The 11,423-nt window shown below is 51.0% G+C and carries 10 protein-coding genes; 5 read left to right on the plus strand and 5 right to left on the minus strand.

Annotated elements, in window-relative coordinates; genetic code table 11:
• Positions 1 to 175 precede the first annotated feature (175 nt).
• Positions 176 to 661, plus strand: coding sequence for a hypothetical protein (locus tag PGRAT_RS01935; RefSeq protein ID WP_025705572.1), 486 nt, complete (start codon positions 176 to 178; stop codon positions 659 to 661).
• 28 nt (positions 662 to 689) lie between these two features.
• Here the strand turns inward: PGRAT_RS01935 and PGRAT_RS01940 are convergent, their stop codons facing one another.
• A complete protein-coding gene (locus PGRAT_RS01940) occupies positions 690 to 1,139 on the minus strand; it encodes an Imm30 family immunity protein (RefSeq protein ID WP_036704929.1) in 450 nt (149 codons plus the stop codon).
• Positions 1,140 to 1,877: 738 nt separating this feature from the next.
• Between PGRAT_RS01940 and PGRAT_RS32100 the strand changes: the two genes are divergently transcribed.
• Complete coding sequence (locus PGRAT_RS32100) at positions 1,878 to 2,045, plus strand: aspartyl-phosphate phosphatase Spo0E family protein (RefSeq protein ID WP_081758818.1); 168 nt, start codon at positions 1,878 to 1,880, stop codon at positions 2,043 to 2,045.
• A 162-nt stretch (positions 2,046 to 2,207) separates the two neighbouring features.
• On the opposite strand, the gene PGRAT_RS01950 is transcribed toward PGRAT_RS32100, so the two are convergent.
• Complete coding sequence (locus PGRAT_RS01950; RefSeq protein WP_025705575.1) at positions 2,208 to 3,074, minus strand: Cof-type HAD-IIB family hydrolase; 867 nt, start codon at positions 3,072 to 3,074, stop codon at positions 2,208 to 2,210.
• A gap of 255 nt (positions 3,075 to 3,329) precedes the next feature.
• On the opposite strand from PGRAT_RS01950, the gene PGRAT_RS01955 reads away from it, so the two are divergent.
• Entirely contained in the window at positions 3,330 to 4,571 is a 1,242-nt protein-coding gene (locus PGRAT_RS01955; RefSeq protein ID WP_042265919.1) for a DUF445 domain-containing protein, read from the plus strand.
• A gap of 221 nt (positions 4,572 to 4,792) precedes the next feature.
• On the opposite strand, the gene PGRAT_RS01960 is transcribed toward PGRAT_RS01955, so the two are convergent.
• The 3 genes from PGRAT_RS01960 to PGRAT_RS01970 all read right to left on the minus strand — a co-directional run bounded on the left by PGRAT_RS01960 (position 4,793) and on the right by PGRAT_RS01970 (position 7,324).
• Positions 4,793 to 5,119: a P-II family nitrogen regulator gene (locus tag PGRAT_RS01960; protein WP_025704245.1), complete on the minus strand. Its 327-nt coding sequence runs from the start codon at positions 5,117 to 5,119 to the stop codon at positions 4,793 to 4,795.
• A 202-nt stretch (positions 5,120 to 5,321) separates the two neighbouring features.
• The gene (locus PGRAT_RS01965; RefSeq protein ID WP_025704246.1) at positions 5,322 to 6,422 is read right to left on the minus strand and encodes a glycosyltransferase family 4 protein; all 1,101 of its coding nucleotides are present in this window, start codon (positions 6,420 to 6,422) and stop codon (positions 5,322 to 5,324) included.
• 86 nt (positions 6,423 to 6,508) lie between these two features.
• On the minus strand, positions 6,509 to 7,324 hold the full coding sequence (locus PGRAT_RS01970) for a hypothetical protein (RefSeq protein WP_025704247.1): 816 nt from the start codon (positions 7,322 to 7,324) through the stop codon (positions 6,509 to 6,511).
• 295 nt (positions 7,325 to 7,619) lie between these two features.
• Between PGRAT_RS01970 and PGRAT_RS01975 the strand changes: the two genes are divergently transcribed.
• Both PGRAT_RS01975 and PGRAT_RS01980 read left to right on the plus strand, forming a co-directional pair.
• Entirely contained in the window at positions 7,620 to 10,778 is a 3,159-nt protein-coding gene (locus PGRAT_RS01975) for a PAS domain S-box protein (protein ID WP_025704248.1), read from the plus strand.
• Positions 10,775 to 11,383: a C39 family peptidase gene (locus PGRAT_RS01980; RefSeq protein ID WP_042265920.1), complete on the plus strand. Its 609-nt coding sequence runs from the start codon at positions 10,775 to 10,777 to the stop codon at positions 11,381 to 11,383. The genes PGRAT_RS01975 and PGRAT_RS01980 overlap by 4 nt, the downstream gene beginning before the upstream one ends.
• Positions 11,384 to 11,423: the final 40 nt, after the last annotated feature.

Consider the following 11,423-nt stretch of genomic DNA (forward strand, 5'->3'; position numbering starts at 1 on the left):
TCTGAAGTGCCGCCACTGGGCGGCATGAATGTTTATACTATACCATCCCGCTCGCAGCGCTGTCCCGTATTCTAATAATACTGCTCATGTTTTTGGTGTCACACTCCTGGGTGTATGAATATTCTGACTATTATACGTATGTACTGAAATTCATTCCCGGAAAGGTGTGATTGTGATGAAGCCTATGGCCCGGATCAAAAAGCCGGCTGTACTAAGGAACCGTTCCGTTCCCCGCGCAGGTTCGTCCAGAACAGTGCTCTACCGTAACTCCAAGTATGGCTTCAGCATCAGGCTCCCCCGCAGATGGAAATGCTACACAGTGGTTAGAAGAAGCTCCCGGCTGGACGATGCGGAGTACGCTGTGTATTTCCTTTTTAAATATAAAGGGAAGATTTATGAATCGGCGCTCACTTTGCTGGTGTACCGGATGTCGCTGAAGAAGTGGATAGAAGAGGGCTATGATGAGTCCCCGATCATCCGGCTGGCTGTACGTAATGGGCGGATTTATGCCTATGCGGTTCCCGGTGAGCTGCCTGAAGAGTTCCTGAATGCCAAAGGAGATGACTATGATTACAAAAAATACGGCAGACCCATCCGCATCCTGTCCCGCATGGTGAATGACGATGTGCCAAGAATCGTTAAAACCTTCAAGCTCCGCTGACTTGTTCCCCCAGGCTGGAGAGCGGTCTTCATTGTAATTGTCCAAGAATAGCATTAATCTTGCGCTCGTATAGCCTCGGATTGTCCTCTTTGATTTCCTCCAGGAGAAAAGCCAGCGATCTTTTGATCCTAGGCGTCATGCCGGCGGCGATATCGGTGTACTCTCTGCGGCAGAGGTCATCCTCAAGGATTCTCTGATTCAGTACAATGGCCCAGTTGCGTGCATTCTCCAGCATGTCCGGCAGCGACTCCAGCAACTGGGTAAGGTACATCTCCATCTGGTAGCTTTCCACGAAATGGACAAGTCCGAACATAATCTCCTCCTGCTCGGTGTCGTCATCGAAAACTTTGAAGATTTGCTGGATCACCGCATCCTCCATGTCTCCGGCCAACCCCTCCAGCGCCAGATCAAAAGCTTCACATTCCAGCTCCGTCCGCAGCAGACGGTTATGATATAACTGGGCAATCCCAGGGTACATATTCAACGTGTGATTCCCCCTATGTTAGTATGGTTTACAATCCGGAGTATACCAACATTTTAACATATTACGGTTTGCCCCCTGAAAAGTCACCAGAGTGTTCAGAAAGTCGCGATGGTAAGTATTGACCGCTGTTATATTTTGTATAATAATAGGAGTATTATTCTAGATATTGGGTTTAATTGTGAAAGGTGGCCGTAAAATGGGGACTATTCAAGATCATACAGGCTGCTAACCGCTATGAGGCCAACGTCGATGATGTTCTTCTAAAGTTTAACAGCCATCTATCATATAGAGAACAGCGCAGCCGTTTAGGGAAATTTAATCAGCAGCTAACCGATGACAGATATACACGCTCACTTATTGAATTAGCTACATATTATTTGAGACATGAAAGATTTGAGAATGGATTTAATTACTTAATGGGTAATTTGGAATTATATGTTAAATAAGAAATGATTGCAATATAGTTAGGTGTGTAGGGTTGTTTAAAAAATATCACTCGGCAGCACCGCAGGAACAAACAAGTTTGTACAAAAAATTATATGACTCATGGTGCTGGGGGCTAAGTAGAGAGTATCCATTTTACGATAACAGGGAGCAGTATACTTAGAAGAACCGGAAACAACCGGTTCTTTTCTTTTGCCCCTTTCTTGGCGGTGCCCAGCTGTTTTCACTTTATTCGAATTCCGCTTTTTGACAGCTTGTACTAAAATATTACAAGAAGGGGGTGGAACTATGCTGAACAATGAGAAGATGGTGCTGCTTCATGTAGAGAGCGCCAGGGAAAAGCTGCATCAGGCGCTGAAAAAGTATGGCTTCTTGACGCATCCCAAAGTTATAGAACAATCTGTTGCTTTGGATCATCTGCTTAATCAATACAGCTCCCAAAAAACAGTTTGTTGATCTGTATATAATCTTTTCATAAGGAGGAAAACTGTGTTTATTCCAATTCTCACAGCCCTGACTACGACGCAGCAGTGGGTCCTTTTGATCCTGCTGGCGGTGAACATAGGCGCAATATATTGCTTTGTCAAGTTTGGAGCAGGCAAACGTTAATAGCTTCTCTTATCTTTTCTCCAAAAGAAGATGCTGCAGCCCCTCAGCTACACCATTCTCCGCATGATTCCCCGTTATAAAGTCGGCCGTTTCTTTTAGAATCGGTGCGGCGTTCCCCATGGCAATTCGGTAGCCGGCCATTTCAAACATCGGCAGATCATTATAGCTGTCGCCCATAACAGCCACCTGTTCGGCGGGAATGCCGTAATGCGCCGCCAGCATTCCCACACCTGAGCCTTTATTGGCATCCTTATGGTTAATCTCGATATTGTTTACATGCGAGGCAGTAATAATCAGCCCGGGAATTGCCGCGAACCGTGTGGAGGCTTCCTTCAGCAGCTCCCGGTTTAGCGAAAAAGCCAGCGTTTTAAAGATTACATACTCGTCTTTGCTCCAAATCTCCTCCATGCTCTCTACATAGGTGACAGAAGCTTGCTGGAACTGCTTGTCGATCATAGCTTTCAGCAGCCAGCGGAGCTCCCCGGGAACATCCTCATCGCTAAGCTCGGACAGCTTCTCCAGCCGCACCCGCTTGTCGAGCTCCACATATACGTTATCCTCAGTGTATACCTCATAGTACAGTTCAGGAATTTTGCTCATCCAGCGTAAAGCCGGAATGATATCCTCTTTATTCAGCGGCTTGCTTGCTGCCAGTGTCCGGTCAGGCAGCGTCACTACCGCTCCGTTCAGACTGACCACAGGGCATTCCAGATCCACCAGCCGGAGCTGCCGTTCCGCGTCCATATAAGAGCGGCCTGTAGCGATAATCACGATGTGGCCCAGGCTCTGGGCGTGCACAATGGCCTCGCGGTTCTCCGGGCTGATCTTGCCCTCCTCATTCAGCAGCGTTCCGTCCATATCGAGTGCGATCAGCATGTTGATGTTCTCCTTTCTTTTATGGGGCTGTTCTTCGTAAGGGCGATGAAATTATTGCTTGTATCTTATCATTAACTCTCTGAAAATTAAAAATCCATGTACATGCCATGATTTCAGGCTGTTTGCTGTGAGCGGGGAGGATTTTCAGAAAAGAGTTCCGTCGTGGTACAATATAAGGCGGACCACTTAGCATACATCGAATCATCTCAAGAGATCGGGAAGCCATGCTCACAATACTTTTAGGGGGAACTGTGATTGAAATCCAGAAATTTAGCTACGATTTCGCTGGCGGTTATGGCCTGCGGCTTTCTCATTACACTATTTTTGCCGGAAAATCTGGCAGTTGTTCTGCTGAGGGGGGGCTTTGAGGCCGGACTGGTCGGGGGGATTGCGGACTGGTTCGCCGTGACTGCGTTGTTCCGCCATCCGCTGGGCCTGCCGATTCCGCATACCTCCCTGCTCTTGAAGAACCGGGACAAAATTATCCAGTCCCTGATCTCCGCGATGGAGAACGAGCTGCTGAACAAGGAGAGTATTGAAAACAAGCTGCGCAAAATACGCATAGTGTCGCTTGGCAGCACCATGCTGACGCGACTGTTCGCCCGCAAAAAAGCGAGAGCCGAAATGCTGGAACAGGTCAGCACCTTCCTGCAGAAGCTGCCGGTGGAACAGGCGATACCTTACATCCAGTCTGCTGCAGCCAACTATATCCGTGAAGCCAAGCTTGGAACGGCTGCCGATACCATTGTCACCAAGCTTATGAATGACGGGAAGGATGTCGCGGCTCTGGATTTTGCGCTCGAAGGCATCTCTGGTTGGACGGCCCGTCCCGAAACCCGGGCAATGCTGGGCAAGATCGCCAGTGAGAAGCTGGCCGAGGTGAAGCTTGGCGGCTTGAAGGGGATGGCTTTTCAGGCTTTCGTCGGTTTCGTGGATGCCGAGATGCTGGGGGAAATGCTGCAAGGCATGGTGCAATCCGGAATCAATGATTTCCGCAACGAAGACAGCCCCTACCGCGAAGAGATTATCCGGGAAATTCGTGTGGCCATCTTCCAGATGGTGAACGACGAGGCGCGGATCGCTGCCATTAAGGAGTGGGGACTGAACGAGCTTCAGAGTGAAGCTTCTGCGTCGTTCCTGCGGGTGCAGCTTGAGCATATCCGGGACAAGGCGGTTGCCTTGCTGGAAGAAGAGCGGTCGGCGGGCGGACGCAAGCTGTTTGGACTGTATGCCATGCTGGCCCGCCGTATCGGCCAGGAGCAGCAATGGATACAGGAATGGGAGGAACGCATCCGTGCTTCTCTGATCAGCTTCGTCGAAGCCAACCATTACCGGGTGGGGCTTCTGGTCAAGGAGAATCTGGATCTGATGGATGATGCCAGTCTGGTGAATATGCTGGAGGATAAAGTGGGCAAGGATCTGCAGTGGATCCGGGTCAACGGTGCGGTATGCGGTTTTGTCGTAGGTCTGGTGCTTACGGTAATCCAGTTGTTTTGAACATAAAAGCAGCGGCAGCCTGGAATCAGCAAGCTGCATCTCTTGGGTCAGAGATCTGAGGCCGGATAGGGCTAGGGGGAAGCAGACTTCACCCGGCAGGGGCGGATTATATCCCCCAGGTACCCGAACCTAATCCAAAATTCAAAACGGCTGTGCTGTCCTTCTATGGACAGCACAGCCGTTTCTGTTTGACAGTTGCTTTTCGAATATGGATATGAGCTCTACAGCTGGCCTTTACCGTTGCTGATCGTGTAGGCTTCCTGCACAGGCAGCACGAAGATTTTGCCGTCACCGAAGGAGCCCTGCTCACCGGTTCTTGCGGTTCTCATAATAATGCTGATGACATCCTCTTTCTCATCGTCATTGATGACAATCATCAGCAGCTTCTTGGAGATTTGATTATAGTGATTGGTTCCGACCTGAATTCCCTTTTGTTTACCGCGGCCGAGCAGATCCATCTTGCTGATGGAAGGAAAGCCGGCAAGCAGCAGTTCAGCCATAACCGCATCCGCTTTCTCGGGTCTAACTATAGCTTTGATCATTAACATAACGGTGCACCCTTTCTACAGCGAATAATGTGTTGTAGGGGGTTGCCAATGTCTGGGTGGCCTTATTTGCGATCTATTTGCATAATGGCAACGCTTACAATCTGAGTATAATATTAACTGCAGCTGGTTCCTGCGAATAAGGTCACAAATTCCATTGTACATAATGTCGCATAGCGCAGAAGCGGGCAGCAGCATAATATTGCTAATTCAGCAAAAGAAAACGGTACAGCTCTTCCAGTGCCGCTGCCGTATGCTGCCACCCAAAATTCTGAAGCGCGTCCCTCCGTCCCTGCAGTCCGATTCTGGCTGCAAGCTGCGGCTCGCGGCCGAGCTGCAGCAGGGCTTTGGCGAACGGTAGCGCTTCGCGGTACCGCTGCACCAGATATCCATTATGGCCCGGTACAATAATCTCCCGGATGCCGCCGTTGTTCGAGGCAATGACAGGAAGTCCGGAGGCCATGGCCTCCACATTGACCAGCCCGAAGGATTCATGCCGCTGGGACGGGCAGACAAAAACGTCGGCGGCATGGTACAGACCGTGAATATCTTCATGGGCAACCCTGCCGATAAAAACAGCCCGGACTCCCAGGCGCCGGGCCATGGCCTTAAGCTGCCGGATGTACGGCGGCTTGCCGTGTCCGGCGATAATCAACTGGGCCGGCAGGCGTTTATTAAGCAGGCGCGTAGCTCTAATCAGCACAGGAACGCCTTTGCGCGGAATGATCCGGCCGACGAATAGCACAGTGAATACCGGAGACAGGCGGTACAGCCGGCGCATCTGCTGCTTCTCCGGCAGGTTTGCCGGAGAGAACCGGCTTAAATCGGCGCCGAGCGGCACGACACGGATGATTCCGCCCAGGCCGGGAAAGCGGCGGGCAAGCTTGCGCTGCAGGGAGCGGCTGTTGACAGCGATAAGATTGGCTCTCGCCAGGCTGCGTGCAATTCTCAATTCAGCAGGAACAAAAGTCAGGGAATGAAGGAACAGGACAACCGGCGTATATGGATGCCGGCGCTTGACGGAAGACATCAGGAGCGGCCGGTTATCGACTTGAATGACATCGAAATGCTCTGTTTCAAGATAGTCCAGAACGGATGCAAGATAACGTGCAGGCGTACCTGAGGCCAGGCGGATGATACGTACCTGCTCTTGTTCTTCGGTGTCAGGAAATCCGGGAGCCTTTCTGCTCACGATAGTTACTTTATGCCGCCGGGCCAGTTTTCTGGCAATCGCCCAGATGCAGATTTCCACAGAGCCGTCTCCCGGCACCGGAAACTGTTCCGGTGCAATCATGCAGATATGCATAGGTATTTGCCTCCTTCACCCCATAGCTGTAACCTCTTACCTAACATATGCCGCCAAACAGGGGGAAGACACATTTATGAGGAGGATCAGGTGATTTGCTTCGAAGCTGCAGCGATTACACCGGCAATCTTTTGTTCCAGTTCGATGATTTTTTGCTTGCTTGCTGCAATTTGCCGGTGGCCGGAGAGCAATGAGTTCAAGGACAGGCTGGTTAAGGAAGGATTTTGTTTGCGGATGGCCGATTTGAAGTCGCTCCAATCTGCAGACAAGCGCTTGTTCAGGGAAGAGATCACACTTTTCTGGGATTTGATCGACGTCTGCGGGCTATCGGTCCCGGCAAGGGTTTTGCGTGCCGCAGCTATTTTCTTGGCCCTGGCCTCTTTGGCGGCTTTCAGCCGTGCCTCTTGGTCGCGGATGTCCTGGCGGGCCATCTGGACGAGAATTCTCATGGCATCGGACTGGGCGCGCAGCACGGAATTCAGGGACTTGTCCCGCATTCCCCTGAGCAGGGAAATGCGCTTGTTAAGCGCGCTGTATTGGTCAAACAGCGGCTGATACCGGGCCTTGGTGCTGGCAACCACAGCGGTAAGCCGGGTCAAGGTGGCCTGGTCAATGCTCTTGATCTTCTCCTTCACCGTTAGGAGTGACTGCGCATTACTCTCATGAAGCTTCCGTATTTGTTCTTCTCTGCTGTTATATTGTGCTGATAATGCGGATAGCTCGCTATACAGACTGTTCAGCTTGCTTCTTGAGGATGAATCCGCAACGGCAGCTGTCAAATCAAAAGCGGCCTGGATTGAAGGGGTCAGCTCTGTCCCGGAAGCCGCCGCCTTGCCTGCCAGGGGCAACGTTAGCAGCAAAACCGATAAAAGTGTAAGAAAAAAAGTCTTAAGGTTAGTCATCGTTCTCCTCCTTTTTTAGCATCCGTAAGCCTGTATAAAAAGACAAAAAAGCACCCGCAGCAAAGGCTAATAAGCCTTCATTACGGGTGCTTCCAGCGTAACAGGACACGAATAAAATATATATTTAAACTATAGATTAATCTCCTATATCAGTCAATATTTTCAATTTAAGATTTTTCTGGTTTGAAACAGATCCGTTCATTTCTTTCCGCACTTCTCTTATCGTATACTGGGGTAATAGGATAACAGAGAGTCTGCAAAAGCAGCGGCTCGTGATGAAGGAGGCCTGGCTGAATTGGATGAGAATAACAGGGAGCTTTTGGATTATGCATTCCTGATGTCTCCGCTTGGAGTGGGGGTACTGTCTCAAGAGGGCAAGTGGCTGAAGGTCAATCCCGCTTTTTGCCATATGATCGGCTGCAGTGAACAGGAGTTTCTGGCCGGTGGCTTACTGCACAACACTGTTGCCCAGCAGGAGGAGAGCCGGCAAATGGATATGAATCTTCTTATCAGCGAGCTTGCCTCTTCAGCGGAGGATTCTCTGGTCAAAGAGAAGAAATTTCTAACCCGCTCCGGCCGCACGGTGTGGCTTCTGCTTACGTTCGTAAGGGCTGCGGAAGGGCAAGCTTTTTCGCATATTATTGTATACGCCCAGGATATTACCGACCGCAAAATCGCCGATCAGCTGACTGTGGACAGCCGTGATCTGTATGATTTATTTATAAAAGATGACCAGACGATGATTTCGTTCACCCTGCCCGATGGAACGCTGAGCTTCATCTCACCTTCTTCAAAGCTGCAGATTGGCTTTGCGCCGGAGGAGATGATCGGCAGGAACAGGCTGGAATTCTACCATCCGGATGATGTTGAAGGGGTGGACCAGTCCCAAGGTCTGCTGGAGAACAAAACCTATACCCGCCGGCTGCGCCATAAAGACGGACATTATTTGTGGTTCGAAACTTCCTTTCATGTAATCCATGATGAAAATAATGAAATTGCAAGGATCATGGGTATTGGACGCAATGTGACCAGCCGCAAGCAGAACGAGGAGGCTCTGGCTACCGCTCAGCGTGTGGCGAAGATTGGGTCATGGGTCTGGGATTTGTCCAAAGACCGGCTGGTGTTTTCTGAAGAACTGCAGCGTATGCTGCACTATAGCACAGGGACGGAGGTAGAGTACGAAACCTTTTTGTCTTTGGTTCATCCGGACGATCTGGAGCTGCTGAAAGCGGGTGTTGAGCAGGTTGTGAAAAAGGGGGAATCCGGTGAATCCTCCTACCGGCTGGTTCTTCCTGACGCTGCGCTGCTTACGGTACATATTCAGTGGGATGTCACGCGCGGCCCTAGCGGCAAGCCGGTGCAGCTTATCGGCATGATGCAGGATATTACCGAGCGGCGTCAGATGGAGCAGCAGCTTAGAGAAAGCGAGCAGCGCTACAAGTCCCTTTTCGAGTATAATCCGTCGGCGGTCTACTCCATGAATCTGAACGGGGATTATTTGACGGCCAATGCTAATCTTGAGGAACTGACAGGGTATGCTCTTGATGAACTGATCGGAATGTATTTTGGACCCATTGTGCATGAGAAGGACATGGAGAAGACCCTGCATCATTTCAAACTGGCCAGCCAGGGAGAACCGCAGAGCTATGATCTGACCCTGATCCATAAAGATGGCCATCTGGTCGAAATCAATACCCTTAACATTCCAATCATCGTAGACAAGCAAGTAGTAGGGGTGTATGGGATTTCCCGCGACATCACAGAGCGCATCAGGTATACCGAGCAAATCGAGAAGCTGAGCAATGAATACACGCTGATTCTGTATGCGGTGTCTGAAGGCATATTCGGATTGGATACCGAGGGAAGAATCACATTCATCAATCCGGCTGGTGCATATATGCTGGGTTTCGAGCAAGATGAAATTATGGGCCGCTCCTATTTGAACCATATCGGGCAAACGGCGTCTGACGCTGTTCATTACCGGACGGAGGCTTCCCCTCTGATCCGGGTTATTCAGGCCGGAGAGTCCCAGCGGAGCACGGATGCGGTGTTGTGGCGCAAAGACGGGTCGAGTTTTCTTGCTGAATATCAAGCAACACCTCTGTTTGACAAAGGAGAGCGCAAGGGTGCGGTTGTGGTATTCCGGGATATTACGGACGAACAGGAAATTATCCGTGCCAAGGAGTCTGCCGAGAAGGCGGACAAGGCCAAATCAGAGTTCCTGGCGGTGATGAGCCACGAATTGCGGACTCCGATGAACGGGATTATTGGCATGACGGATTTGCTGGCCGAAACGGAGCTTGATGAGGAGCAGCGCGGTTACGCGGAGATCATCAGCCAGAGCAGCGCTTCCCTGCTGTATATTCTCAATGAAATTCTTGATTTCAGCAAAATCGAAGCCGGTAAAATGACCCTTATGCATGAGCCGGTCAGTGTGGAGTCCGTGATGGCTATTGTAACCGAGCTGTTCTCACCCAAAGCCAAGGAAAAAAATGTCCGGCTGTCCAGCCGCATAGCGGAAGATGTACCTGAGCTGATTATGGGCGACGCGGACCGTTTGCGTCAGGTACTCGTTAATTTGGTAAGCAATGCAGTCAAGTTTACCGAGGAAGGACAGATCTCTATTGGCGTAGAAACGGAATTTTGCCCGAATGCAAAGAAGCTTAGCCTGAAGTTTAGCGTGCAGGATACCGGAATCGGTATTCCATCCGAAAAGCAGCCGCTGCTCTTTCAAACCTTCTCCCAGCTGCATCCGTCCATTAACCGCAAATATGGGGGGACAGGCCTGGGACTTGCGATCTGCAAACGCCTCGTCGAGCTTATGGGCGGTGCGATTGGGGTGGAGAGCGTAGAAGGAAAAGGATCAAATTTCTGCTTTACGCTTCCCATCGTCTCCGGTGGGGAATGGGAAGAGAATGAGGCGGAGGATCATGAGCCGCGAGAAGATTTAAATGCGCCGGATAGCGGTGTAAATATTGATGCCTATGCGGGCCGGAATCACTTGCAACAGGTGGGGAGCAGTGGTTTATTGCCTGCCGGAGGGCTCCCCCCCGGACTGCCTGAAGCGAAGTATGGGCCCCTGCGGATTCTAGTGGCGGAGGACCATCCCGTCAATCAGAAGCTTATACTGACGATGCTGGAGAAGCGGGGGTATAGAGCTGATCTTGCCGAGAATGGCCAGCAGGCGCTGCAGGCCATTCTCAGGCAGCCGTATGATCTGGTGTTCATGGATGTGCAAATGCCGGTGATGAGCGGGCTGACGGCGGCTTCAAGAATCAGGGAGCAGGCACCGCTGAATCATCAGCCGTTAATCGTTGCGGTAACCGCTTATGCCAGACCGGAGGATCGGGAACGGTGCCTGGCTGCAGGCATGGAAGACTTTGTGAGCAAGCCGTTTCTCTCCTCCGACATCGAGCGGATACTCCGGAAGCGGGCGGGAAAGATACCGCTATGAAAGAGAAACAGCCTGAAATCCGGCTGGATGTGGAGCCGTACACACAATGGGAACCGGGCGTATCCTCGCCCGGTTCTGCCTGCGGCCCGGCGACCATGGCGGCCTTAATGGAATATTGGCACACGCGGAGAGGGTGCAGCTTAATTCCTGGAGCAGGTTATTTCCACTCCAAAGCGGCGCATATCAATTATATATACAGTCATCACGGAGGAACTCCGTGGGGGATGAGTGCGCGCGGTTTTGTCAAAGGGCTGCAGGATTACCTCGGAGCTGCTCTTCCGCATGAAAATCGCAAGCCGTTTTCGGTATCCCTTTTTAATCATATGCAGAGGTACCAAGCCGAGATTGACGCGAAACGCCCGGTCGCGTTGAAGTTCGACCGATGGTTCAGCCTCCGCTGGAGGGGGAGGTATGCCTATGATTATCATTGGGTGCTAGGAACCGGCTACGATATGACAGATAAGGCAGCGGGACCCGTGCTGATTGTCCAGGATAATGGCATACGCCATAAAAATGGAGGGTTTACACCTGGCCGGGAACGCCGGATTCCTTTTTTGCCCAATCAGAGCATTCTCACCATGGTAGCTTTGCATATAGACCTCTAAGTACAAACGTTTGCACAAACTTGTTAATCAGGGTATAATA

The sequence above is a fragment of the Paenibacillus graminis genome (assembly GCF_000758705.1).
GTDB lineage: Bacteria > Bacillota > Bacilli > Paenibacillales > Paenibacillaceae > Paenibacillus_AQ > Paenibacillus_AQ graminis.